This window comes from Streptomyces sp. CA189, assembly GCF_056428985.1.
In genome coordinates, this window is sequence record NZ_JBWJVM010000001.1 from 281,224 (window position 1) to 304,785 (window position 23,562).

Here is a 23,562-nt window from a genome sequence, read left to right on the forward strand (position 1 = left end):
AGCACCAGGGTGGCCACGGCCAGGACCCAGACCGGCATCATGACGCGGTCGCGGCGCAGGGCGAGGCTCAGCAGGGTTCCGGTACCGGCCAGTTGACGGTGCTTCATCACGGTTCTCAGGGACCGCACCCCCGAGCCGGCCGGCGAGCGCAGCACGGCGGCCGGCTTGTCCGTGTCGGCCTGGAGGCGGATCCGCTGCCCCCGCACCTCCACGTCGTGGACGCCGGGCAGGTGTGCGAGCCCGTTGGGCGGTCCGGCGAGCTCGGCGCTGCGCCATGGCGGCCGCCAGACGATCCGCCTAGCGTGGGCCGGGGGGGCCTCCGACCCGACCCCACACGGGACACGGGACACAGGAAACCGGACTCAGGAGAAGAACCCCATGGCCGACAGCCCCCTCCGCACACCCGCCATCGTCCTCGTCCACGGCTTCTGGGGCGGCGCCGCCCACTGGGCCAAGGTCATCGGCGAGCTCCACCGCCGCGGGTACACCGACCTGCACGCCGTCGAGAATCCGCTGACCTCCCTCGCCGACGACGCCGAGCGGACCCGCAAGATGGTCCGGCAGATCGACGGGCCGGTGCTCCTCGTCGGCCACTCGTACGGCGGAGCCGTCATCACCGAAGCCGGGGACCTCCCCAACGTCACCGGTCTGGTCTACGTCGCCGCCTTCGCGCCCGACGCGGGCGAGAGCCCCGGCGGGATCACCCAGGAGAAGCCGCCGGCAGCGTTCGAGAACATCGTCCCCGACTCCGACGGCTATCTGTGGGTCAAGCAGGACAAGTTCCACGAGAGCTTCGCCCAGGACCTCACCCCTGAGGAAGCCCTGGTCATGGCCGTGACCCAGAAGGCGCCCCTCGCCTCCACCTTCGGCGACGCCGTCACCGCGCCCGCCTGGCGCGCGAAGCCGTCCTGGTACCAGGTGTCCACCGCCGACCGCATGATCCACCCCGACAACGAGCGCCGCATGGCCGCCCGCCTGAACCCCCGCAAGACCATCGAGCTCGACGCGAGCCACGCCTCCCTCGCCTCACTCCCCGGCCCGGTCTGCGACCTCATCGAGGCGGCCGCCTCCGCCTGAGCGCGCTCCGCCGCCACGGCCTGCGTGCCCGGCCCAGTTCCCGGGCGCGCGGCGCCCACACCGCGGCCCCCGGCCCCGGGGCCCCGGCCAGCCACACGAAGCGCTCCGGCGGCGGGCCGGAGGCGTCCGGCTCCGCGGTCGGGGGCGGGAGGGCCGGGTCGCTGCGGGGCCACACCGCGGGCGCCAGCACCCGCCGCCCCAGTGGCCCCAGGGCCACCACCTGGCCCGCGCCCTCGCCGCCCAGGACGAGCAGCGGCGGCAGCCCGCGGGCGCGCACCACCTCCACGTCGTACGGGGTCCAGCGCAGCTCAGGGTCCCGTAGGAGGCTCCGCACGCGCTGGGCCGCGTACAGCTCCCGGAGCCCGACGAGCACCGGCAGGCACAGCACCACCAGGAGCACCCCCTGCAACAGCGCCGGGCGGGTGATCAGCGCCCCGATCACCGCGGGCCAGCACATCACCGGCAGCAGGCAGACCAGCACCGCGTCCTGCCGCCAGTCGCTGAGCGCGTCCCGGACGGCCGCCTCACCGGGAGGCCCGGGCTCCCGGACCGGCTCCGGCCCGGGCCCGGGAGCCGGCCCGGGCTCCGGCTCCGCCGCCGGATCCCCGGTCACCGTGCGAAGTTCCCGCACATGCCAAGGAACGGGACGCCCATGATCCCGACCCCGACCCCGATTCCGACCAGCGGACCCGCCCCCTCCTCAGCGCTGCAGCGGCAGTGTCAGCCCCCAGGCGCCCGGGTGCAAGGTCCACGTACGGCGTCGGACCGGGCCGGTGATGCCGACGTCCGACCGGTAGCGGAAATCCTCCCCGGACACGGTCACGGCAGACGCCCGCGCCCGCACCACCCGGCCGGACCCGGACCCGGAGCCGGACCCGGAGCCGGAGCCCGAGCCGGCTCCGGACCCGGAGCCCGGTCCCGCCTCGGCCCCCAGCCGGACCAGCACGTCCGCCAGCCCGTCGCCCTCCCGGGCCGACACCGCGACGTCCTCCACCATCCGGTCCACATCCGCCAGGACCACCCCGTCGGCCTCCACCCGCAGCCGGTGGCCCCCGACCGACCCGGTGGCGGAAGCCCCCACCGGCGGCCGGACGAACGTCCGGACCAGCGAGCGGTACGCGTTCCACACCGACGGCCCGCCCGGCCGCGGCACACCCCGGGACCCGGACTCGGCCCCGGACCCGGCCCGTACGGGCGGCGGCGGGATGCCGATCCCGCCCAGCACCACCCCGTCGCTGTCGTCGACCAGCAGGTCCCGCATGCCGACGGCCCCGTCCAGGACCGCCCGCGCGGCCGACACGGCCGAAAGCGGCACGCCGAGCTGCAGAGCCAGCACCAGCGACCCCGCCGGCCCCACCGGAATCAGCGAAACGGCCCCCTCGGACAGCGCCCGCTCACGGTGCAGGAGCCCGACGGCCCGTACGAGCGCACGGTCGTCGCCCACGATCACCGGCTGCCGATGACCCCGGCGGGCGAGGGCCCGCGCAAACTCCTCCTGTGAGTCCGGGAGACAAATTTTCGCCGCCGCCCCCGCCGACAACACATCTTTCGCGATTCGCACGGACTCGCCGTCAAGACGGCGGGCGACCGGGTCGACGAGCACGAGCAGGCCGCCTACCGGCGCGCCCGCATGGCTCATGGTGGGCTCTGGAGCCGACACCTCGGTCCTTCCTCGGGTAGCATCTTTGTGCAAGAGGCCCTTGCGCTATTGCGCCAGGGCCTTCGTCTATTCCGGGGTACCGGTCCGACGGCTCAGCCTGCGGTGTACATCGTCGTACGCCCCCTGACCTTGGACATGCCCCATCCGGAAGAGGTGTACGCCTGTGCCCGCTCTTGTGCTGCTCGGAGCTCAGTGGGGTGACGAGGGCAAGGGAAAGGCCACCGACCTGCTCGGTGGATCCGTTGACTATGTAGTGCGTTACCAGGGCGGCAACAATGCCGGCCACACGGTCGTCGTAGGCGACCAGAAGTACGCGCTGCACCTTCTCCCTTCCGGCATCCTCTCCCCCGGATGCACCCCGGTCATCGGCAACGGTGTCGTCATCGACCCGGCCGTCCTGCTCTCCGAGCTGCGCGGCCTGAACGAGCGCGGCATCGACACCTCCAAGCTGCTGGTCAGCGGCAACGCGCACGTGATCACGCCGTACAACGTCACCCTCGACAAGGTCGGCGAGCGCTTCCTCGGCAAGCGCAAGATCGGTACGACCGGCCGCGGCATCGGACCGACCTACGCGGACAAGATCAACCGCGTCGGCATCCGGATCCAGGACCTCTACGACGAGTCGATCCTCACCCAGAAGGTCGAAGCGGCGCTGGAGGGCAAGAACCAGCTCCTCACGAAGCTGTACAACCGCCGTGCGATCGAGTCGGCGCAGATCGTCGAAGAGCTGCTCGGCTACGCGGAGCAGATCAAGCAGTACGTCGCCGACACCACCCTGATCATCAACAAGGCGCTCGACCAGGACAAGGTCGTGCTCTTCGAGGGCGGCCAGGGCACCCTGCTCGACGTCGACCACGGCACGTACCCCTTCGTCACCTCCTCGAACCCGACCGCCGGTGGCGCCTGCACCGGTGCGGGCGTCGGCCCGACGAAGATCAGCCGCGTCATCGGCATCCTGAAGGCGTACACGACCCGCGTCGGCGCCGGCCCGTTCCCGACCGAGCTGTTCGACGCGGACGGCGAGGCCCTGCGCCGCATCGGTGGCGAGCGCGGTGTGACCACCGGCCGTGACCGCCGCTGCGGCTGGTTCGACGCCCCGATCGCGCGCTACGCGACCCGCGTCAACGGCCTGACGGACTTCTTCCTCACCAAGCTGGACGTGCTGACCGGCTGGGAGGAGATCCCGGTCTGCGTCGCGTACGAGATCGACGGCAAGCGCGTCGAGGAGCTCCCGTACTCGCAGACGGACTTCCACCACGCGAAGCCGATCTACGAAAACTTCCCCGGCTGGTCCGAGGACATCACCAAGGCCAAGACCTTCGCGGACCTCCCGAAGAACGCCCAGGCGTACGTCAAGGCCCTGGAGGAGATGTCGGGCGCCCCGATCTCCGCGATCGGCGTCGGCCCCGGCCGCACCGAGACGATCGAGATCAACTCGTTCCTCTAGGGACGGCCGAGCACGCTGACGGAAACGGGAGGGGCGGTGCGCACCGTACGGTGCGCACCGCCCCTCCCACGTACCCGGCGGCGGATCAGTCCAGCTGGTACCAGCCCTGCACGTCGACGATCATGTCGACGCTCGACCAGCCCTGGTTCCAGAAGTCGGCCATCTCGCTGGCGCCCGTGGGCGTCTGCACCAGGTTCGGCACGGTCGCACCCGCCGTCCAGTTCAGCGACGAGGGGACGGGGCGCTCCGGCTTGGTCGCCTTGTCGTACCGGTAGTCCACCCACTCGTTGTGGTCGGCGGCGACCGACAGGAAGCCCACCCCGGTGGTGTTGGTCACCGTAACGTTGAGCGCCCAGCCGACGCTGGGCGGCGGGAAGTAGGGGGACTCCTCCGGATCGTATTGCACGACGAGCGGCAGGAACGTCGGCATGTACGAACGGGCCGCCACCGGTCCGGAGTGCAAGCCGTCCAGATCCCAGTACGAGTCCTTGCGGGTGTCCACCGCCCGGTACGGAACCCGGGCGGGCACATAGGCCGCCGGGCTCTCGGCGCTGTAGTAGCCGACGACGTCGATCACCACGTCGGTCGGCATCCAGCTCCCGTTGCGGATGGTGATCTTCCCGTCGGGGCCGACCGGCACGACCACCGAGTTGGCCACCGTCTGACCGGGGGCGAAGTTCACGCTCGACGTGGCCGGAGCCTGCTGACCGCTGGGGTAAGCGGTCAGGTGGCCGTGGTCCCGCGGGTTGGTGACGGTCAGGTTGAGCGCCACGGCGGTGGCACGCTTCGACACGCGCCCCTGCCCGGCCAGCTCGACGTCGAAGGTGCCGTAGCCGGGGACCTGGCCCTTGGACGTACCGAGGCCCTCACGCGTGTCCACGGCGCGGGCCGAGGTCAGTGCCGTGTAGCCGGCGGCCGCCGAAGACGTGAAGTACCCGGTGACGTCGGCGATCAGGTCGACCGAGTCCCAGCCGCCGTTGAACAGGTGGACGGTCCCGTCCTTGCCGACGTTCGCGATCACCAGGTTCGGGACGCTCTGGCCCGCCAGGTAGTTCACGTTCGACGTCTGGACCGTCTCGGCCAGGCGCCTGTCGGACTGGACCGAGATGTGGCCCGGTGCCTTGGTGTTGGTGACGGTGACGTTGAGGACCACCGCGCGGACCCCGGCGGGCACCTTGGCGGCGCCCGCGACCTTCAGAGCCACCGAGCTGCGCCCCGCGACCTTGGCCTTCGCGGCCCCGACGCCCGCACGGGTGTCCAGCAGCCGGGTGGGCTCGTGCGCGGTGAACTCGGTGCCGTCCGTGGCGACGTTGACCACGTTCGTGGCCGTGACGTTGTTCGTCCTGTCCTTGACCGTGACCTTGACGGGGTACGTGCCGACCTCGGTATAGACGTGGTCCTTGGACACCACGCGGGAGTGGCCCGGGTTGAACGTGTCCGTCGCTCCGTCTCCCCAGTCGATGACGACCTCGTGGTCGTCGCTCACCGCCCATGTGCGCACATCCAGGTTGATCTTGTGTGCCGAGATGGGTCTCACGTGCAGCATGATTTCCGGGACCGGATTGGCCGCCGTAGCCCGCGTCTGCGGCGCCCCGGACGAGGACGTGACGACCGTACGGTCTGCAGGGCTGCTGAAGGTCTTGGACTTGGGCCCCCCGGCCCGGTCCGGCGTGGTGTCCGGCACGGTGTCCGGCACGGCGTCCGGCGTGGCCACCGGGTTGGCGGCAGGAGCGGCGGAACCCGCTGCCTGAGCCGTCCACGGTACGAGCCCCACGCCCGCCGCCACGAGGGCAGCGGTCATTACGAGTCGGCGATTGCGCACCGGCCCCCCATTTCCTCTTGACCATGATCAGATTTGTGCTTTCGCAGCGTACACAACCCCTTTTCAATCAAGTTCGACAAGGGGATATGCTCCGCCTGCCCGCGCATTCCGATGCCGACATCCGACAACGGAACCGGGTCTGCTTGAACTGGGGGGTTCATGAGTTTGCTGCCGCTTGGCAGAGGTATGTCCGCGACCAGGGGGAGAGGCCGTACGGCCCTCGCCTCCGGCGCTCTTCTGCTCGCCGTATTGACGGCGTTCACCGGCCAGAGCGGATCCGCCCTGGCGGCCCCGTCACCCGGCACCACCACCGACCCGGCCGCAGGCGCTTCCGCCGCCGCGCCCCGGGCCGCCGGCCCGGAGTCCGCGCCGAAGCCGGACCCGAAGGCGGCCGCGGCGGCCGCCGCCGGGGCGCTCGCGGAGAGCGATCCGTCCGGGCCCTGCCCGGCGGCGCTGAAGCCGCACGAGATCGTCACCTGCGTCGTCCCGTCGTCCACGACGGCCCGGATCGCGCTGACCCTGCCGCAGCAGAAGGACCTGGTCCTGATCCAGGCCGTCGCCGCCCAGGGGTCGGTCTATCCCCGGCTCGCCGCACCCGACGGCTCGCCCGTCACCTGCGAGTCGGTACGCCCGTCCTCCGACGGCGCCCTGCGCTGCCCCACCACCACCGCGGGCACGTACACGCTGACGGTGCTGAACAACAGCAGCAACGACACCGGCGCCTCCGTCGCGTACACCCCGCTGCTCTCCACCACCGCCTGCACGCCGGTCGGTGCCGCAGACTCCAAGCTCGGCGCCCCGACCGTGTTCGAGCGCTCGCTGCCCGCCGGCTCCGCCGGCGACTGCTACACGCTGGGCCTGGCCGCGAACGACGTGGTGCGCAGCCACGCCACCTCGTACCGGGTGCTGGAGAGCGTCGTCGACGCCGCCGGCAAGGAGATCTGCTCCTCCCTGAACCGTGAGGGCGACGCGCTCGACTGCACGCTCACCGGCCCCGCCCCGTACCGGGTGTCGGTGCTGCAGTCGTACGGCGCGGCCGAGCCCTACACCTTCACCGCCGCCCGGTTCTCCCGGCCCGAGGGCTGCCCGGTCGTGGAGCCCCAGGCCTACGGAGTCTCCCCGGACCTGACCTCCACGGTGCGCTGCCGCGTGCTGCGCGTCCCGTCGGCGGGCCCGTACGCCTACGCCCCGGTCTCCGCCGGATCCGCTCCCTACGGCGCGCTGTTCACCGCCGCGGGCACCCAGGTCACGGACTGCGCGACGGGCTGCACCCTGGCCGCCGGCGACTACACCTGGGCGGTCGACCCCCGTACCGCCGACGCCGGCGCCTTCGGGATGGCCTTCCACTCCGCCAAGGAGACCCGGGGCTGCACCGCGACCCGGGACAACGGCCTGGTGTCCGGCCAGGTCAACGGCACCTTCAACGGTCCCGGGCAGCAGTTCTGCCTGACCCTGCCGACCGCCACCGGCCAGGGCGTCTACCTGCTGGGCCGCCCCCCGGCCGACGGCGGCTACGCCCGCACGGCCGTCTACGACGCGTCCGGTGCCCAGCAGTGCGAAGGCTCCGCGGAGGTCGTCTGCAAGCTGACCGGGACCGCCCCGTTCCGGGTGGTGCTGAGCGGCGAGGCCTCGAAGGCGTACGGCCTGGTGGTCCACCGCACCGGTGAGGCCGCCGGCTGCGCCCTCTGGCCGCAGACCGGCTTCGGCGCCTCCACCGGCGCCCGGGTCGACCTGCCCGCCGGCGTCCGCCAGGCCTGCCTGAGCCTGCCCGGCGACAAGCACGCGGCCGCCGAGCTGCTCGACTACACCAACAACCAGAACAAGCTGAACGCCACGGTCCGGGTCGTCGACCCCCAGGGCAACGTGGCGTGCGAGACGAGCTACGCCAGCACCACGACCACCTGCCTCCTCACCCCCGGCACCGCCTACACGGCCCTGCTGGTCGGCTGGGGCGGAGCGGACACGTACACGCTGGTGCGGCGCGACGTCTCGCCGACGGCGAACTGCGCCGCGCCCGCCTCGACGAAGCCGGGCGGTCCCTCCACCCCCTTCGACCTGAACTCGGCCCTCGACGCCCGCTGCCTGCGGGTCACCGCCGCCGCCACGGACAAGATGTGGCTGAGCGCGCGGACGCTCGGGGGACGGTACGACCCCACCACCACGACGATGGTCCTCGACCCCACCGGCAAGATCGTCTGCCGGCAGCACGGGGTGTCCTGCCAGGTGACCGGCTCGACCTCGTACCTCATGGTCATGACCGCCACCGGCTACGCGGACAAGCCGATCCACACCAACGTGGACACCTGGAAGGTGGGCACGGCGGCCGGATGGGTGCCCGAGTGCACCGCGAACCGGGTGTCCGTCGAAGGCTTCCCGGGCCGCAGCGGGGTGCTCTCCGAGTCCTCCACGGCCTACTGCGCCGTGCTCGACATGAAGGGCGGCCAGGCGTTCGACGTCGTCGGAACCAGCAGTGCCACCAACGGTGAGCACCCCTGGACCGACGTGCTCGCGGCCTCCGAGTGGAACAACGGGATCCACAAGTTCGACTGCATGGGCTCCGTGGGCCAGTTCAACGTGCGCTGCTCCGCCGGCTACGACACACCGGCCGAGCAGGTGGTCCTGCTCGTGAGCCCCCGCAAGGCGACCACGCCCGTCGAGTTCACCATGGCGGGCGTCTGCGGCAGCGGCTGCACCCCCGCCTCGGCCCAGCTCCCGACCGGCATCAGTCCCGCCACCAGCCCCACCGGTACGCGGTCCCAGGCCGTCGTCAGCGGTACGGGCCTCACCCTGGGCACGAAGCTCAAGCTGGTGGGCGGTGGCCACGAGCGGCCGCTGACCCCGGTCTCCGTCAACGCCGGGGGCACCGCCCTCAACGTCCAGGTGGACACCACCGAGCTGCCCCCGGCCGTCTACGACCTCGTCCGCGAGGGCGTCGGCTACACCGGCGGCGTGCCCTCCCCGGGCTACCTCCCGAAGACGTACACGGTCACGACCGCCTCGACTCCGGGCAAGTCCCGGTACGTGCCGCTGACCCCGTCCCGGTTCCTGGACACCCGGGACGGCACCGGCGCCAAGAAGCAGCGCGTCGGCGCGGGCGGCGTGGTCACCCTCCAGGTCGCGGGCGTCAAGGGCGTCCCGGCCACCGGAGTGACCGCCGTCGTCATGAACGTCACGGCCGTCCAGCCGACGGCGCCGGGCCACATCACGGTCTACCCCAACAGCCGCCCGCTGCCCGGGGTGTCGAACATCAACTACGCGGCCGGGCAGATCGTGCCCAACCTCGTGACGGTGCCGGTGGTGAACGGGAAGGTGGACCTGCGCAACAGCGCCGGCACCGTCGACCTGATCGCCGACGTCACCGGCTACTACACCGACAAGGCCGGTACGGGCTCCTCGCTCACCCCGATCACCCCGTCCCGGTTCCTGGACACCCGTGACGGCACGGGAGCGAAGAAGCAGCGCGTCGGTTCGGGCGGCGTGGTCACCCTCCAGGTCGCGGGCGTCAAGGGCGTCCCGGCCACCGGGGTCACCGCCGTCGTCATGAACGTCACGGCCGTCCAGCCCACCGAGGCGGGCCACGTCACGGTCTACCCGAACGGCCAGCCCGTGCCCGGGGTCTCGAACCTCAACTTCACGCCCGGGCAGATCGTGCCCAACCTGGTGGTCGTCCCGGTGGTCAACGGGAAGGTGGACCTGCGCAACAACTCCGGCTCGGTCGACCTGATCGCCGACGTCACCGGCTACTACTCGGCGACCGGTTCGACGTTCTCCTCGGGTACGCCGGTCCGGCTCCTGGACACCCGCGACGGCACCGGCGCCCGCGCCGGAGCCGTGGGACCCGGCGGGCTGGTCAGCCTCCGGGTGGCCGGGGTGGAAGGCGTACCGGCGCAGGGGGTGACCGCGGTCGTCCTGAACGTCACGGTCACCAACCCCACGTCCGACAGCCACCTCATCGTGCACCCGCACGGAGCGGCCCGCCCGAACGTGTCGAACCTCAACTTCACGGCCGGCAAGACCGTCTCCAACCTGGTGGTGGTCCCCGTCGTGGACGGCCGGGTGACGTTCTTCAACAACTCGGGCAGCGTGGACGTGATCGCCGACCTGAACGGCTACTTCACCTCCTGAGGCCCAGCAGTACGACGCAGCAGTACGACGCAGCAGTACGACGCTGCGGTACGACGCGAAGGTCCCGTCCGGTCCCACGACCGGGCGGGACCTTCGCGTTCCTCGTAGGGTGAATCCCCTGCGTGAGGGAGAGGAGGCCGTGGTGGCCGAGACGGTGGTGGCCGAGGTGCTGGCCGAGCTGGCCGCGCTGGAGGACCCGAAGGCGCGGGCCGTGAACGAGAAGCACGGTGACGATCACGGTGTGAACCTCGGCAAGCTGCGCGCGCTCGCGAAGCGGTTGAAGACGCAGCAGGAGCTCGCCCTCGCACTCTGGGAGACGGGTGACACCGCCGCGCGACTGCTGGCGATCCTGATCTGCCGCCCGAAGGCCTTCGGGCGGGACGAGCTGGACGCCATGCTGCGCGAGGCCCGCAGGCCCAAGGTGCACGACTGGCTCGTGAACTACGTGGTGAAGAAGAGCCCGCACGCCGAAGAGCTGCGTCTCGCGTGGTTCGCCGATCCCGATCCCGTGGTCGCGAGCGCCGGGTGGGCGCTCACCACGGAGCGGGTGGCGAAGAAGCCCGACGGCCTGGACCTCGCTGGACTGCTCGACGTCATCGAGGCGCAGATGAAGGACGCCCCGGACCGCCTGCAGTGGGCGATGAACCACTGCCTGGCCCAGATCGGCATCGAGCACGCCGAGCACCGTGCCCGCGCACTCGCCATCGGCGAGCGCCTGGGGGTCCTCAAGGACTATCCGACGCCCCCCGGCTGCACCTCTCCGTACGCGCCCGTCTGGATCACCGAGCTGGTACGCCGGAAGAACGACCGGCCGGCGGCGTGATCGGCGGGCCGTAAAGCGGTGGACAGTCCTCGCCCGCTGGGTGAGCATCTCCGCGATGACCACTGAACTTCCCCCCAGACGCGTCCGCTTCGTCAAGCTCAACGCGAAGGCCCTGCGGGCCCTTGCCGACGGCGACCTCGCAGGTGGCAGCACCGAGGCCGGCGTGGCCCTCGACCCCTACTTCGTGTCCGACCGCGCCCGCTGGATCTTCGGCTATCGCGCCGACCAGCTCGCCGGCGACCCGTCCGCCGCACCCTGGACCACCCGGGCCGCGGTGTCCGAGCCGGACGGGGTCGTCATCGGCGACGCCGGGTTCCACGGCCCGCCGGACGGGGACGGCGTGGTCGAGGTCGGCTACAGCGTCGTGTCCGCCCACCGCCGCCGGGGCTACGCCCGCGCCATGCTGACCGCACTTCTGGCCAGGGCCGCCGAGGAACCCGATGTGAGGACCGTGCGGGCCACGATCAGGGCCGACAACGCCGCCTCCCTGGCCACCATCGCGGGCTTCGGCTTCACGCGCGTCGCGGAGCGGGGAAATGCGGACGACGGGATCGAGCTCGTCTTCGAAATCCCGGCGAATCCGCCACCGGGGGCGACACCCGGTCCGGTATGGAAATGACGAGTCGGCGATTTCGCACCGGCCCGCCCTATTTGCTTTCCACGCGGTCAAACCCAAATCCGATCAGGATATACGGCGGGCCTACCAAGCCAACTGTGAGATTTCTTCTGCCACCACAGCACAACCATCCGCCGCCGGATCGATGAGCGGGAAATGGCCGACCCCGTCCAGCAGGGTCAGCCCCACCATCTCCCCCGCCAGCGCGGCCGCCGCGACGTACGCCTCCGACACCGACTCGGGGACCACGATGTCGCTGCGCCCCTGGACCACCGCCGTCGCGATGCCGGTCGGGAGCAGCGCCGCCGGGTCGGCGTACGGGCGCCGCGCCGCGAAGCCGTCGGGGCCGCCCAGGAGCTGCGCCGAGGCGCCCCCGCAGACCCCGAGCTCCTCCGCCACCGTGAAGTCCGCGATCGGGGCCAGCGCCACCACCCCGCGCAGCAGCGGGGGCGAAGGCAGCCTCCAGCCGGCCGGGGCGTCGGCCGGCAGCACGTGCCGGGCCGCGGCCCACAGCGCGAGGTGGCCTCCGGCCGAGTGGCCGGTCAGCACCATGCGGCGCGGGTCCGCCTCCGGCAGGCAGCCGGCGGCCAGCTCCGGCAGGGCGTCCAGGGCGGCGGCCACGTCGTCGAAGGTCTCGGGCCAGCGGCCGGCCACCGGGCCCTCGGCGTCCTGATGGGGCAGGGGCTGCGATGCCCGGGACTGGCCGCGCCGGTACTCGACGTTGGCGACGGCGAAGCCCTGCCGGGCCAGGAAGTCCGCGAAGGGAGTGATGTGCTGCCGGTCGTACGGGGCGCGCCAGGCCCCGCCGTGCAGGACGACGACCAGCGGCGCGGAACGCGCGGTACCCGGCTGCGCCCGGTCCCCGCGCGGGGCGTAGAAGTCGACGAGCTGGTCGGGGTGTTCACCGTAGGCGGCCGTGGCGTCGGGGGCTACGGGCGGATGGGAGAAGGCCGAGGCGGCCTCGGCGGCGTCCCGTTCGACTGCGGGGTCCGTCATCGGCTCAACCTCCGGTAACGCATGGGACAAGGGGGACTGGTGTTCCGGTGTTCCGGCAGAGCGGGACCGTATCAGGCCGGAACGGTCCCCTCCGTGGCGGGCCGCGGAGATACCGGCGCGGGCGGGGCCGTAGCCCCGCCCGCGCGGTGATGTGACGTTTCGCTACCGGTTCACCCGAAAATGTGACCCAGTGCGCGCGCCGCACGCTCCGCGTCCGCGAAACCGACGTACAGCGGGGTGAAGCCGAAGCGCAGGACGTCGGGGGCGCGGAAGTCCCCGATCACCCCTCGTGAGATGAGCTCGCGCATGACTCCGTCCGCGTTCTCCGTGCGGAGGGACACCTGGCTGGCGCGCTGTTCGTGCGCGGCCGGGGTGACCGGCTCGACCTTGCCGGCCGGGACGTACGCCGCCACGCAGTCGAGGAAGAAGTCCGTCAGCGCGAGGGACTTCGCGCGGACGTCCTCGACCGCGACCCCGTCCCAGACGTCCAGGGCGGCCTCCAGCGCGAGCATGGACAGGATGTCCGGGGTGCCCACGCGGGCCCGCGCCACGCCCTGTGCGGCCTCGTAGGAGGGGGTCATCGCGAAGGGGTCCGCGTGCCCGTTCCAGCCCGGCAGCGGGGAGTCGAAGGCGGCCTGGTGGCGGGCCGCGACGTACACGTACGCGGGGGCGCCGGGGCCGCCGTTGAGGTACTTGTACGTACAGCCGACCGCGAGGTCCACCCCGTGTGCGTCGAGGCCGACGGGCAGGGCCCCGGCGGTGTGGCACAGGTCCCAGACGACGAGCGCCCCGGCGGCGTGCGCCGCCGCCGTGAGGGCGGGGAGGTCGTGCAGGCGGCCGGTGCGGTAGTCGGCGTGGTTGAGGAGGACGACGGCGGTGTCCGGGCCCATCGCCCCCGCGGCGTCCGCCGGGTCGACCGGGACGACGCGCAGCCCCGTCATCCGGGCCGCCGATTCGGCGATGTAGCCGTCGGTGGGGAAGGTGGCGGCGTCCACGAGCAGCTCGGTCCGGCCGGGCGCGGCCAGCCGGGCGGCGCCGACCAGCGCCTTGAAGAGGTTGACGCTGGTGGAGTCGCCGACGACCACCTGGCCGGCGGCGGCGCCGACCAGCGGGGCTATCCGGTCGCCGATGCGCTCGGGGGCGTTCCACCAGTTGGCCTCGCCCTCGGTCCAGGAGCGGATCAGGCGGGTGCCCCACTGCTCCGTGACGACCTCGGCGAGCCGGGCGGCCACCCCGGCAGGGAGCGCGCCGAGGCTGTTGCCGTCGAGGTAGACCACGCCCTCGGGGAGGGTGAAGCGGTCGCGGAGCTTGCCGAGGGGGTCGGCCGCGTCCAGGGCCTCGGCGCGGGCCGCCAGGCCGGGGCCCTGGTCCGTGGTCGGCTCAGACATGGCTGCGCGCCGTCCAGAGCTCCGGGAAGACGTTCTTCGTCGCCCGCTTCTCCAGCCAGGTCACGCCGGCCGAGCCGCCCGTGCCCGTCTTCGCGCCCATCGCGCGCCGGGTGGCGACCAGGTGGTCGTTGCGCCAGCGCCAGACGAGTTCGGCGACGTCCGTCAGGACCTCGCCGAGGCGGTGCAGGTCCGGGTGGGTGTCCGGGGCCGCGTAGAGGGCCGTCCAGACGGCCTCGACCTCGGTCGAGGGCTCGTAGCGCTGGGAGAGGTCGCGGTCCAGGACGGACGGCGGGACCGGGAGGCCCCGGCGGGCGAGGAGGCGCAGCACCTCGTCGTAGAGGCTGGGCTCCTGGAGGGCCTTCTCCAGCTCCGCGTGGACGCGCGGGGCGCCGCGGTGCGGGACCAGCATGGAGGCGGCCTTGTCGCCGAGCAGGAACTCCATCCGGCGGTACATCGCCGACTGGAAGCCGGAGCCCTCGCCGAGGGCGGCGCGGTACGCGTTGAACTGGCCCGGGGTCAGCTGGGCGAGGGGGCGCCAGGAGGAATTGAGGGCCTCCAGCTCGCGGAGGGATCGTTTCAGCGCATCCATCGCCACGGGGAGCTCGTCCTCGCGGAGCGCCCGCGCGGCGGTCTCCCACTCGTGGACGATGACCGTGAACCACAGCTCCATGACCTGGGTCGTGACCAGGAAGACCATCTCGCCCGGGTCGTCCGAGCGGAGGTGCTGGAGGTGAGTGAGGACGTCCGCCTGGACGTAGTCCTCGTAGGGGGTCGTGCCGGCGAAGTCGAGGTTCGGGGTGTCCGAACCGCCGTCTCCGGAGGCATCAAGGGCGTTAGACATCGCTGTCTCCTCGATACGTGCTTCCGGGTAGCGGTCCGCTCCTTCCGGTGAGGTGAGTGGAGCTCCGGTCCCCTGTCCGCATCATAAGACCGTCGTGCCGCAGGGCTTCAATAGTCAGTGGCGCACGTCACCTTCCGCGACCGGGCGGGCCCCGGGAGGGAACCCGCCCGATTCCGGGCACGGAAGGCCCGGGCCTCAGGCCCCGGACCTCAGGCCCCGGACCTCAGGCCCCGGACCTCAGGTGCCGGACCTCAGGCCCCGGACCTCAGGTGCCGGACCTCAGGCCTCAAGCCTCAGGCGCCGAGGACGTCCGCGGCCGTCTCGGAGGAGTCGCGCAGGAAGGTCGAGCAGCGCTCGTACTCCTCCTTCTCGTCGATCGCGCCGGCCGCGCGGGCCAGGGCGTTCAGGGCGCGCAGGAAGCCGCGGTTCGGCTCGTGCTCCCACGGCACCGGGCCGTGGCCCTTCCAGCCGGCGCGGCGCAGCGCGTCCAGGCCGCGGTGGTAGCCCGTACGGGCGTACGCGTACGACTCGACCGTGCGGCCGGCCGCGAAGGCCTCGTCGGCGAGGAGGGCCCAGGCGAGGGAGGAGGTCGGGTGCGCGGCGGCCACCTCTACGGCGGGGGTGCCGGCGGCGATGGCCGCGCGGCCCGGCTCGTCGGGGAGGTGGGTGGGGGCGGGGCCCCCGAGGAGGTTCTGGTGAAGAGACATGACCCCAGTCTGGGGGATGGGGGATGCGGACACGCGGGAAGGGCCCGGCCCCGCCGTCCGTGGACGGTGGAGCCGGGCCCTTCCGGGAAGCCGCTGCCGCGTGAGCCGCTGCTACTTGAGCTTCGTGCCCGTGGAACGCAGGTTCGCGCAGGCCTCGGTGACGCGCGCGGCCATGCCGGCCTCGGCGGCCTTGCCCCACGTGCGGGGGTCGTACTTCGACTTGGTGCCGACCTCGCCGTCGACCTTCAGGACCGCGTCGTAGTTGCGGAACATGTGGTCCACAACCGGGCGGGTGAAGGCGTACTGGGTGTCGGTGTCGAGGTTCATCTTCACGACGCCGTTCTCCAGCGCGGTGGCGATCTCCTCGGCCGTGGAGCCCGAGCCGCCGTGGAAGACGAAGTCGAACGGGGAGGACTTGCCGTACTTCTCGCCGACGCCGGCCTGGAGGTCCTTGAGGAGCTCGGGGCGCAGGACGACGTTGCCCGGCTTGTAGACGCCGTGCACGTTGCCGAAGGAGGCGGCCAGCAGGTAGCGGCCCTTCTCGCCCAGGCCCAGGGCCTCGGCCGTGCGCAGCGCGTCGTCGACGGTGGTGTACAGCTCGTCGTTGATCTCGTGGCTGACGCCGTCTTCCTCGCCACCGGTCGGGGTGATCTCGACCTCGAGAATGATCTTCGCGGCGGCGGCCTTGGCGAGCAGCTCCTGGCCGATGGCCAGGTTGTCGGCCAGGGTCTCGGCGGAGCCGTCCCACATGTGCGACTGGAAGAGCGGGTTGAGGCCGCGTGCCACGCGCTCGGCGGAGATGTCGAGCAGCGGGCGGACGTAGCCGTCCAGCTTGTCCTTGGGGCAGTGGTCCGTGTGCAGCGCGACGGTGATGTCGTACTTGGCGGCCACGATGTGCGCGAACTCGGCCAGGGCGGCGGCGCCCGTGACCATGTCCTTGTTGTACTGGCCACCCAGGAACTCCGCACCACCGGTGGAGATCTGGATGATGCCGTCGCTCTCCGCCTCCGCGAAGCCGCGCAGTGCAGCGTGCAGGGTCTGGGTCGAGGTCACGTTGATCGCCGGGTAGGCAAACTTGCCTGCCTTCGCCCGGTCGAGCATCTCGTTGTAGACCTCGGGGGTTGCGATGGGCATCTGTCCGCTCCTTGGATGTGCGGGGAGTGTGCTTATTGCGGGCCCTGACCTGGGGGCGACGTTGCCGTCGTACCCATCTTTCCAGACTCCCGCGCACACTCCACCTCCCTGGCGGCGCCGCGCGGCCCGATCCGGGTGGAGTGTTTCACGTGAAACACTCCACCCCCCTGGAAAACCCCAGGTCAGGACCTGCTTACGGACTTCCGGGGACCTAAGTCACCAGTTGTGCGGAAGCACGGCCCGGCGTCCGCGCAGCGGGGGGGATTAGGACAAACCGAGGTCGTCCAGCTCGTAGCCCGTGAGGTACGGCAGGCCCGCGGCCGCGATGGCGTCGGCCGCGCCGCGGTCGACGATCGTCGCGACGGCGACGACCTCGCCGCCGGCCTCGCGGACCGCCTCGACGGCGGTCAGCGGCGAACCGCCGGTGGTCGAGGTGTCCTCGACCACCAGGCAGCGCTTGCCCTTCACGTCGGTGCCCTCGATGCGGCGCTGCATGCCGTGCGCCTTCTGCGCCTTGCGGACGACGAAGGCGTCCAGGCGCGTGCCGCGCGCGGCGGAGGCGTGCAGCATCGAGGTGGCGACCGGGTCGGCGCCCAGGGTCAGGCCGCCGACGCAGTCGAACTCCAGGTCGGCGGTGAGGTCGAGCATGACCTGGCCGACCAGCGGGGCGGCTTCGCCGTCCAGGGTGATCCGGCGGAGGTCGATGTAGTAGTCGGCCTCGCGGCCGGAGGAGAGGACCACCTTGCCGTGCACGACGGCCTTGTCCTTGATCTGCTGCAGAAGCGCATCGCGTACGTCACTCATGGCCCCGAGCTTAATTGGGCGCTACCCGAGCCGCCGCCACGTCCACGTCGTGGAGATCTCCAGCGGGTCCACGGGGGTGACCAACTGCGGGAGGCTGTTCAAGCCGTTCGGCGGGCCCGACTGCGGTTCCACGCAGACGGCCTCGGGCTCCTCGTCGTAGACGACCACCCATTCGGAGCGGCTGGTGACCTTCAGCTCCAGGGCGTCGGGCCATGTGAGGGTGACGTCTACCCCGTACGGCATGCCGAAGCAGTCGTCCCAAGGACCGGGCTCGGGGTCGATGCGCTTGCCGGTGGGGAGGTGGTCGGCGCCGCGCTCCTCCTGCCAGGCGGCCTCGAAGTCGATGCGTACGTCGGCCCCGCCGGCGGTGAGGCTGCGCCGGAACCAGGGGTGCCAGCCGGCCTGGGCCGGGAAGGAGTCCTGGTAGGTCTCGATGCCCATCGTCAGGGTCAGCGCGTTCTCTCCGAGCTCGAAGATCTGGGTGACGAGGCCCTCGTACGGCCACGGATCGGCGAGCGGGTACGTGAAGGCGGCCTCGGTGCCGGTGGCCCGGGCTCGGCGCCAGGCGGCGTCGCGGCCGAAGCCGTGGATGGCGTGCGGCGGGTGGTTGAGCGGCAGCTGGTGCAGGGTCGCCCCGTCCTGGAACTGGCCGTCCCTGGTCCGGCCGCACCACGGGACCATGGGGAAGGACCCGTAGTGGTCCCCCTGCCGCAGCAGCTCCGTCCCGTCGATACGCAGACTGCTGATCCGGCAGCCGTTCTCCTGGTCGATGGTCACCTCGGCGCCGCCGGCGCGCAGTTGCGTACTCATGCCATGACCTTAGTCAGCCCGACGGGGTGATCAGCGCCGTGCGGGCGAGCGGGCGAGTTCCCGGGTCAGCGGCGGCGGCGCAGGGCGCGGCCCAGGAGGACCGCCGAGGCCACGGCCACGGCGGCGGCCGGGGCGATCCAGCGCAGGTTGGCGGTCGCGGAGGTGGAGGTGGGGGCCGGGACCGGGGCGTAGCGGCCGCGCGGGGGCGCGTGGTCGACCTCCTCCGCGCTGCGGCCGATCATCGTGCGGCGGGCGTGCGCGGCCTCGGCCGGCGGGCGCGGCGGTCCACCGAGGTCACTGAGGTCCCCGAGGTCGGCCATGCCCTCGAAGGTGCCCTCCAGGAACGGGTCCAGGGACGGGGGCGGGACCTCGGTGTCGAACACGGACGCGGTGACTTCGGTGAACTCCGGCCCGGGGTCCTCGTGGTCGTCCTGGTCCGCGTCCACGTCGGTGCCCGCCTCCACCTCGGCGGGCCCGGCCGCGCCGCCGACCGCGAGGGCCGCGAGGTGCCCGGCGGCCCGGTCCAGGAGGCGGTGTGCTGCCGTGGCGGCCGCGTCGGGGGCGAAGGCGGCGGCGCGGCCGTCAGCGGCGGACTCGGCGGTGAACTCCAGCCGGGTGCCGCCGTCCGCCTCGGTCAGGCGCAGCGCGAGGGAGAGCTTCACGGCCCCGCTCCCCCGCACCTCGGTGCCCTCGCCCGCGAGGGTGAAGCGGTCCGGGTCCTGCTCGGTGACGGAGAGGGCGCCGCGGTAGGTGACGGTGTGCCCGCCGACCCGCACCTTCAGCCGGCCGGACAGCGGCCCTGCCTCGGTATCGGCGTCCTGCTGGAGCCCCGGCACGCAGCGCGCCAGCCGGGCGGGGTCGCGCAGCACGGCGCGAACGTCGTCGGAGGGGACCGGTACGAACACCTGATGCTCCATGCGGACGAGCCTACCGACGCGGCAGCCCGGCCACGAGTACCTCGGCCACGAGTGCCTCGGCTACGAGTACCTCGGGTGCGGCAGAGTCGACGGCGGCAGCCCCGCCACCCGGGTGCGCTCCGTGTCCCGGGCCGCGTCGGCCAGGGACTGCGTGGACAGGGAGCGCAGGGCGGGCGTCTCCCGGTCCACCCGCAGCCGGGGCACGCCCTCGCGGGTCGCCAGGACGAAGCCCCAGTCCTGCGGGAGCTTCGCGGCGGAGGCGGAGTCCGCGCCGAGCGCCCGGTCGGGGCCGGCGGCGAAGCCCGAGAGGCGGCCGCCCGCGCTGTAGGGGGCGGTGCGCAGGCCGGCCGCGCGCAGGGTGGCCTCGACGGTCCAGTAGGTACGGGGCCTGGTGCCCGGCGGCCCCGCGTGGACGGCGAGCCGCCCGCCGGGGCGCAGGGCGCGCGCGGCCAGCCCGTAGAACTCCTGCGAGTACAGCTTCGTGCTGGGGGTGATCCCGGGGTCGGGCAGGTCGGAGACGATGACGTCGAAGCGGCCCCGGGCGGCGGGTGCGCGCAGCCACCGGAAGGCGTCGTCGGTGACGACGCCGAGCCGCGGGTCCTCGTACGCCCCCTCGTTCAGCGCGGAGAGCATCGGGTCGGTCCGGGCGAGCCGCACGACTCCGGGGTCGAGCTCGACGACGGTGACGGAGGCGACGTCGCGGTAGCGCAGCACCTCGCGGGCGGCGAGGCCGTCGCCGCCGCCGAGGACCAGGACCCGGGTGTGCGGGCCGGTCATCGCGGGGTGCACGAGGGACTCGTGGTAGCGGTACTCGTCGTAGCCGCTGACCCGCAGGCGGCCGTCGAGGAAGAGGTCGAGGGAGCGCGGGGAGCCGGTCGGGGGGCCGGTGAGGACGAGTTCCTGGACGCCGGTCTGGACGGCGACGCGGACCTCCCCGCCGTAGACGGCGCGGCGGGCGACGCGTTCGAAGTCGTCGGCGAGGACGGTGGCGCAGCCCAGGACGGTGAGGACGGTGACGTTGACGGCGACGAGCAGCCAGCGGGCGCGGCGGCTCAGGTCCCGGCGGAACAGCCACAGGACGAGGCCGCCGCCCGCGATGACGTTGACGGTCCCGGTGAGCATCGCGCCGGTGAGCTGACCGAGGAGGGGCAGCAGCAGGAAGGGGAAGGCGAGGCCGCCGACGAGGGCGCCGACGTAGTCGGCGGCGAACAGGTCGGCGACGGCGCCGCCCGCGTCCTGTCTGCGGATGCGCTGGATGAGGACCATCAGGAGCGGGATCTCGGCGCCGATGAGGACGCCGATGGTGAAGGCGAAGGCGACGAGCGCGGTCCGGGACTCCCCCAGCCAGGCGAAGCTGGCGTAGAGCGCCATGGCGGAGAGCCCGCCGAGGAGGGCGAGGGCCGCTTCCACGAGGGCGAAGCCGAAGGCGGGGCGGGCGCGCAGGGCCTTGGCGAGCAGGGATCCGACGCCCATGGCGAAGACCATGACGGACAGCACGACCGACGCCTGGGTGACGGAGTCGCCGATGAGGTACGAGCCGAGGGCGAGCAGCTCCAGTTCGTATACGAGCCCGCAGGCGGCGCAGACGAACACGGTGGCCAGGACGAGGAGTCGGCCGGTCCTGGGCCGTACGGGCAGGGCGGCCGGGACGCGGGCCACACCGCGCGGCTCCGGAGCCTTGAGCACCCCGCGCGGGGCGGAACGGTCGATCATGAAGCGAACCGTACGTCACCGCCCACTTACATCCGGTCACCCACATGGGTGTAAGTGGCGCACTGGTTCGGGCAGTTGGCGTAACCGCCAGGCAACTCCGCGACCCCGCGACCCCCGGGGCCCCCGGCTCAGCGCCGGCGGCCCCGGCACCCCCTAAATCAGCACCGGCGACTCCATGGCCACCTCCGCGGAGGCCACCGCGGCCGCCCCCACCCCCGCGCCGGCCGTCCGTACGCCGACCCGGGTGCGGGTGGCCACCAACTGCCCTTCCTGCGGGTACGCGTGCCAGGTCCGCCACCGCACCTGGCCCTCGTAGCGCTGCGCGAGCATGGCGGTGAAGGCGTGCGGGCTGCCGGGGAAGGTCCCGGCGAGCCCGTTCGGGTGGTCCGCGACCAGCGCGAGCAGCTCCTGCGCCCGCCCGGCGAAGGATCCGCGCGAGAGGTTCTCGACCCGCGCGGCGAACTCGTACTCCCAGTCGCCGACGCGCTTGGCCACGCCGAGCGGAAGCGGTGTGCTGCTGCCGGGCATACAGGCGACGGTCTCCGAGCAGAGCACGTCGCCCTCCTCCAGGAGCACCTGGTGGGAGGCGCCGAGCAGGCGCAACTCCACTTTCGCGCCACCCAGTTCGAGGTTCAGTACGGCCAGGGCGGGCAGCCGCTCCCGACCCAGGGCCCAGGCGAGATCGGCGGCACGCGTGTCGGTATAGGTGGTCTGGAGGGTCGTGAGCATGAGTCGGCTCCGCAAACGCGCGAGGGAGATGGGCCGGGGCCCGCCAGCGGTAGTCAACGGGTGGGGGGACACCGGCACGGGTCCACAGGAAGTCCAGGGAGGTCCGAGGACTGGTCTACTCAACCGAGGGAATCATGAAAGGCACGGCACTCACAGCGTTTTTACCCAAGTTGCAGGGGTTTACATCCCCTCGGGGGCTACACAGTTCACGTGTTCAGCAACATGCCGCCCGTACGCCGTAATGCGCGGCCGTGACGTCCGAACAAGAAGACGCCCGACGGAAGTTGTGCCCGGCGGGCGCCTCACATATGCGGGACGCGGTAGGAAGGTGGTCCGACGGCGGAAGCCATGGATCCATGCTGCCCCGTGTCAGCTGGAACCGCATCCTCCGCCGCCACCGCAGGAGGACGAGGAGCTGCACGAGGAGGATCCCCCCGAGTCGCCCCCGGACCACCAGCCGCCACTGCTGCTGCTGCCGCTGCTGCTGCTGCTGCCACTGCTGCTGCCACTGCCGCTGCCGCTGCTCCAGCCACCGGCGCGGCCGGCCTTGACCACCAGCCCGACGATCACCACGGCCACCACCACGAAGATCACTGTTCCGAGGATCATCCCCCGACCCCTCTCTGCTCCCCCGGTTTCCCGGGGTGCGGGATCCCCTTCGTCCCGCGTGCTGGGGGGATGCCCGCGCCGTACGCGGCCCAAAGCACACTTGAGCAAGTCCAGAGCTTCCCCGCAGGATGGCGCCCATGAGCGCTCCCGAACGCACCGCCCGCCCCGCCCGCCCCTTCCTCAACCGCCGGCTGGCGGCCTTCGGCACCACGATCTTCGCGGAGATGTCCGCCCTGGCCACGGCCACCGGATCGATCAACCTCGGCCAGGGCTTCCCCGACACCGACGGCCCCGCCGAGATCGCCGAGGCGGCGGCGCGCGCGATCCGCGACGGCCGCGGCAACCAGTACCCGCCGGGCCCCGGCGTTCCGGAGCTGCGTACGGCGATCGCGGCCCACCAGCAGCGCTTCTACGGCCTGGCCTACGACCCGGACACCGAGGTGCTCGTCACCGCCGGGGCCACCGAGGCCATCGCCGCCTCCCTGCTGGCCCTCCTGGAGCCGGGCGACGAGGTCATCGCTCTGGAGCCCTTCTACGACTCCTACGCCGCCTGCATCGCGATGGCCGGGGCCGTCCGGGTGCCGCTGACCCTGCGCGCCCCCGATTTCCGCCTCGACGTGGACGCGCTGCGCGCGGCGGTCACCCCCCGCACCCGCCTCCTGCTCCTGAACACCCCGCACAATCCGACGGGCACCGTCCTGAACCCCGCCGAGCTGGCCGCGGTCGCGGAGCTGGCCGTCTCCCGCGATCTGCTGGTCATCACCGACGAGGTGTACGAGCACCTGGTCTTCGAGGGCGCCCACACCCCGCTGGCGGGCCTGCCGGGCATGCGCGAGCGCACGGTCACCATCTCCTCCGCCGGCAAGACCTTCTCCTTCACCGGCTGGAAGGTCGGCTGGGTGACGGGGACGCCCGAGCTGGTCACGGCGGTCCGCTCGGCGAAGCAGTTCCTGACGTACGTGTCCTCGGGCCCGTTCCAGTACGCGATCGCCGAGGCCCTGGCCCTCCCCGACGCGTACTACGACTCCTTCCGCGCGGACCTGGCCGCCAAGCGCGACCTCCTCTCCGACGGCCTCGCGGCGGCCGGCTTCGAGGTCTTCCGCCCGCAGGGCACCTACTTCGTCACCACCGACATCACCCCGCTCGGCGAGCGCGACGGCCTCGCCTTCTGCCGGGCCCTGCCGGAGCGCTGCGGGGTGGTGGCCATCCCGAACCAGGTGTTCTACGACGACAAGGCCGCCGGGGCCGCCCACGTCCGCTGGGCCTTCTGCAAGCGCACCGACGTCCTGGAGGAGGCGGTGGAGCGGCTGCGGCGGCTCTGAGGCGGACCGCGGGAGGCCGGGC

At 72.4% G+C, this 23,562-nt stretch carries 20 protein-coding genes and 1 pseudogene; 6 read left to right on the forward strand and 15 right to left on the reverse strand.

All coding sequences use genetic code 11. The annotated features are described in order from the left end of the window. Nucleotides 1–116: 116 nt before the first annotated feature. Nucleotides 117–269: pseudogene (locus AC061S_RS01345) on the reverse strand (ABC transporter); the annotation flags it as partial. A gap of 109 nt (nucleotides 270–378) precedes the next feature. Between AC061S_RS01345 and AC061S_RS01350 the strand changes: the two are divergent. Further along, a complete protein-coding gene (locus AC061S_RS01350) occupies nucleotides 379–1,077 on the forward strand; it encodes an alpha/beta hydrolase (RefSeq protein WP_478683917.1) in 699 nt (232 codons plus the stop codon). On the opposite strand, the gene AC061S_RS01355 is transcribed toward AC061S_RS01350, so the two are convergent. Both AC061S_RS01355 and AC061S_RS01360 read right to left on the reverse strand, forming a co-directional pair. Next, nucleotides 1,052–1,690 carry a hypothetical protein gene (locus AC061S_RS01355; protein ID WP_478683918.1) on the reverse strand — a complete coding sequence of 213 codons (639 nt, stop codon included), beginning with the start codon at nucleotides 1,688–1,690 and terminating at the stop codon, nucleotides 1,052–1,054. The two genes, AC061S_RS01350 and AC061S_RS01355, sit on opposite strands and share 26 nt — an antisense overlap. An 87-nt stretch (nucleotides 1,691–1,777) precedes the next feature. Beyond that, nucleotides 1,778–2,716, reverse strand: a complete 939-nt coding sequence (locus AC061S_RS01360; RefSeq protein ID WP_478683919.1) for a diacylglycerol kinase — start codon at nucleotides 2,714–2,716, stop codon at nucleotides 1,778–1,780. Between the two features lie 184 nt (nucleotides 2,717–2,900). On the opposite strand from AC061S_RS01360, the gene AC061S_RS01365 reads away from it, so the two are divergent. After that, nucleotides 2,901–4,184 (forward strand): adenylosuccinate synthase, encoded by a 1,284-nt coding sequence (locus tag AC061S_RS01365; RefSeq protein ID WP_327305424.1) that lies wholly within the window; start codon nucleotides 2,901–2,903, stop codon nucleotides 4,182–4,184. An 85-nt stretch (nucleotides 4,185–4,269) separates the two neighbouring features. Here the strand turns inward: AC061S_RS01365 and AC061S_RS01370 are convergent, their stop codons facing one another. Further along, nucleotides 4,270–5,985: a PKD domain-containing protein gene (locus AC061S_RS01370; protein ID WP_478683920.1), complete on the reverse strand. Its 1,716-nt coding sequence runs from the start codon at nucleotides 5,983–5,985 to the stop codon at nucleotides 4,270–4,272. Nucleotides 5,986–6,192: 207 nt separating this feature from the next. Here AC061S_RS01370 and AC061S_RS01375 point away from each other — a divergent pair, with 207 nt between their 5' ends. The 3 genes from AC061S_RS01375 to AC061S_RS01385 all read left to right on the forward strand — a co-directional run bounded on the left by AC061S_RS01375 (nucleotide 6,193) and on the right by AC061S_RS01385 (nucleotide 11,573). After that, on the forward strand, nucleotides 6,193–10,131 hold the full coding sequence (locus AC061S_RS01375; protein WP_478683921.1) for a hypothetical protein: 3,939 nt from the start codon (nucleotides 6,193–6,195) through the stop codon (nucleotides 10,129–10,131). Nucleotides 10,132–10,273: 142 nt separating this feature from the next. Beyond that, nucleotides 10,274–10,954, forward strand: coding sequence for a DNA alkylation repair protein (locus tag AC061S_RS01380; protein ID WP_478683922.1), 681 nt, complete (start codon nucleotides 10,274–10,276; stop codon nucleotides 10,952–10,954). 55 nt (nucleotides 10,955–11,009) lie between these two features. After that, complete coding sequence (locus tag AC061S_RS01385) at nucleotides 11,010–11,573, forward strand: GNAT family N-acetyltransferase (RefSeq protein WP_478683923.1); 564 nt, start codon at nucleotides 11,010–11,012, stop codon at nucleotides 11,571–11,573. A gap of 81 nt (nucleotides 11,574–11,654) precedes the next feature. On the opposite strand, the gene AC061S_RS01390 is transcribed toward AC061S_RS01385, so the two are convergent. From AC061S_RS01390 to AC061S_RS01440, 11 genes are all read right to left on the reverse strand, one after another. Then, on the reverse strand, nucleotides 11,655–12,566 hold the full coding sequence (locus AC061S_RS01390) for an alpha/beta hydrolase family protein (RefSeq protein ID WP_478683924.1): 912 nt from the start codon (nucleotides 12,564–12,566) through the stop codon (nucleotides 11,655–11,657). Nucleotides 12,567–12,736: 170 nt separating this feature from the next. Continuing rightward, the gene (gene kynU / locus AC061S_RS01395; protein WP_478683925.1) at nucleotides 12,737–13,954 is read right to left on the reverse strand and encodes a kynureninase; all 1,218 of its coding nucleotides are present in this window, start codon (nucleotides 13,952–13,954) and stop codon (nucleotides 12,737–12,739) included. Then, the gene (locus AC061S_RS01400) at nucleotides 13,947–14,795 is read right to left on the reverse strand and encodes a tryptophan 2,3-dioxygenase family protein (protein WP_478683926.1); all 849 of its coding nucleotides are present in this window, start codon (nucleotides 14,793–14,795) and stop codon (nucleotides 13,947–13,949) included. The genes kynU and AC061S_RS01400 overlap by 8 nt, the downstream gene beginning before the upstream one ends. A 293-nt stretch (nucleotides 14,796–15,088) precedes the next feature. Next, complete coding sequence (locus AC061S_RS01405) at nucleotides 15,089–15,502, reverse strand: DUF3151 domain-containing protein (RefSeq protein WP_478683927.1); 414 nt, start codon at nucleotides 15,500–15,502, stop codon at nucleotides 15,089–15,091. Nucleotides 15,503–15,613: 111 nt separating this feature from the next. Further along, nucleotides 15,614–16,636, reverse strand: a complete 1,023-nt coding sequence (gene fbaA / locus AC061S_RS01410) for a class II fructose-bisphosphate aldolase (protein ID WP_215031220.1) — start codon at nucleotides 16,634–16,636, stop codon at nucleotides 15,614–15,616. A 264-nt stretch (nucleotides 16,637–16,900) separates the two neighbouring features. Then, nucleotides 16,901–17,440: an orotate phosphoribosyltransferase gene (gene pyrE, locus AC061S_RS01415; RefSeq protein WP_478683928.1), complete on the reverse strand. Its 540-nt coding sequence runs from the start codon at nucleotides 17,438–17,440 to the stop codon at nucleotides 16,901–16,903. Nucleotides 17,441–17,461: 21 nt separating this feature from the next. Continuing rightward, nucleotides 17,462–18,250: an aldose epimerase family protein gene (locus AC061S_RS01420; protein WP_478683929.1), complete on the reverse strand. Its 789-nt coding sequence runs from the start codon at nucleotides 18,248–18,250 to the stop codon at nucleotides 17,462–17,464. A 65-nt stretch (nucleotides 18,251–18,315) separates the two neighbouring features. Beyond that, nucleotides 18,316–19,167 carry a CoxG family protein gene (locus AC061S_RS01425; RefSeq protein WP_478683930.1) on the reverse strand — a complete coding sequence of 284 codons (852 nt, stop codon included), beginning with the start codon at nucleotides 19,165–19,167 and terminating at the stop codon, nucleotides 18,316–18,318. Nucleotides 19,168–19,227: 60 nt separating this feature from the next. Then, a complete protein-coding gene (locus AC061S_RS01430) occupies nucleotides 19,228–20,880 on the reverse strand; it encodes a polyamine aminopropyltransferase (protein ID WP_478683931.1) in 1,653 nt (550 codons plus the stop codon). A gap of 153 nt (nucleotides 20,881–21,033) precedes the next feature. Further along, nucleotides 21,034–21,609: a DUF2617 family protein gene (locus AC061S_RS01435; RefSeq protein WP_478683932.1), complete on the reverse strand. Its 576-nt coding sequence runs from the start codon at nucleotides 21,607–21,609 to the stop codon at nucleotides 21,034–21,036. Between the two features lie 369 nt (nucleotides 21,610–21,978). Next, nucleotides 21,979–22,218 carry a hypothetical protein gene (locus AC061S_RS01440; protein WP_478683933.1) on the reverse strand — a complete coding sequence of 80 codons (240 nt, stop codon included), beginning with the start codon at nucleotides 22,216–22,218 and terminating at the stop codon, nucleotides 21,979–21,981. Nucleotides 22,219–22,346: 128 nt separating this feature from the next. On the opposite strand from AC061S_RS01440, the gene AC061S_RS01445 reads away from it, so the two are divergent. Further along, nucleotides 22,347–23,540, forward strand: a complete 1,194-nt coding sequence (locus tag AC061S_RS01445; RefSeq protein WP_478683934.1) for a pyridoxal phosphate-dependent aminotransferase — start codon at nucleotides 22,347–22,349, stop codon at nucleotides 23,538–23,540. The last annotated feature ends 22 nt before the right edge of the window (nucleotides 23,541–23,562 follow it).

Coding starts and splice junctions, on each gene's coding strand:
- AC061S_RS01390 (WP_478683924.1), bottom strand. CDS start 12,566: ATGACGGACCCCGCAGTCGAACGGGACGCCGCCGAGGCCGCCTCGGCC.
- pyrE (WP_478683928.1), bottom strand. CDS start 17,440: ATGAGTGACGTACGCGATGCGCTTCTGCAGCAGATCAAGGACAAGGCC.
- AC061S_RS01425 (WP_478683930.1), bottom strand. CDS start 19,167: ATGGAGCATCAGGTGTTCGTACCGGTCCCCTCCGACGACGTTCGCGCC.
- AC061S_RS01400 (WP_478683926.1), bottom strand. CDS start 14,795: ATGTCTAACGCCCTTGATGCCTCCGGAGACGGCGGTTCGGACACCCCG.
- AC061S_RS01435 (WP_478683932.1), bottom strand. CDS start 21,609: ATGCTCACGACCCTCCAGACCACCTATACCGACACGCGTGCCGCCGAT.
- kynU (WP_478683925.1), bottom strand. CDS start 13,954: ATGTCTGAGCCGACCACGGACCAGGGCCCCGGCCTGGCGGCCCGCGCC.
- AC061S_RS01430 (WP_478683931.1), bottom strand. CDS start 20,880: ATGATCGACCGTTCCGCCCCGCGCGGGGTGCTCAAGGCTCCGGAGCCG.
- fbaA (WP_215031220.1), bottom strand. CDS start 16,636: ATGCCCATCGCAACCCCCGAGGTCTACAACGAGATGCTCGACCGGGCG.
- AC061S_RS01440 (WP_478683933.1), bottom strand. CDS start 22,218: ATGATCCTCGGAACAGTGATCTTCGTGGTGGTGGCCGTGGTGATCGTC.
- AC061S_RS01405 (WP_478683927.1), bottom strand. CDS start 15,502: ATGTCTCTTCACCAGAACCTCCTCGGGGGCCCCGCCCCCACCCACCTC.
- AC061S_RS01350 (WP_478683917.1), top strand. CDS start 379: ATGGCCGACAGCCCCCTCCGCACACCCGCCATCGTCCTCGTCCACGGC.
- AC061S_RS01375 (WP_478683921.1), top strand. CDS start 6,193: ATGTCCGCGACCAGGGGGAGAGGCCGTACGGCCCTCGCCTCCGGCGCT.
- AC061S_RS01385 (WP_478683923.1), top strand. CDS start 11,010: ATGACCACTGAACTTCCCCCCAGACGCGTCCGCTTCGTCAAGCTCAAC.
- AC061S_RS01420 (WP_478683929.1), bottom strand. CDS start 18,250: ATGAGTACGCAACTGCGCGCCGGCGGCGCCGAGGTGACCATCGACCAG.
- AC061S_RS01370 (WP_478683920.1), bottom strand. CDS start 5,985: ATGACCGCTGCCCTCGTGGCGGCGGGCGTGGGGCTCGTACCGTGGACG.
- AC061S_RS01445 (WP_478683934.1), top strand. CDS start 22,347: ATGGCGCCCATGAGCGCTCCCGAACGCACCGCCCGCCCCGCCCGCCCC.
- AC061S_RS01360 (WP_478683919.1), bottom strand. CDS start 2,716: ATGAGCCATGCGGGCGCGCCGGTAGGCGGCCTGCTCGTGCTCGTCGAC.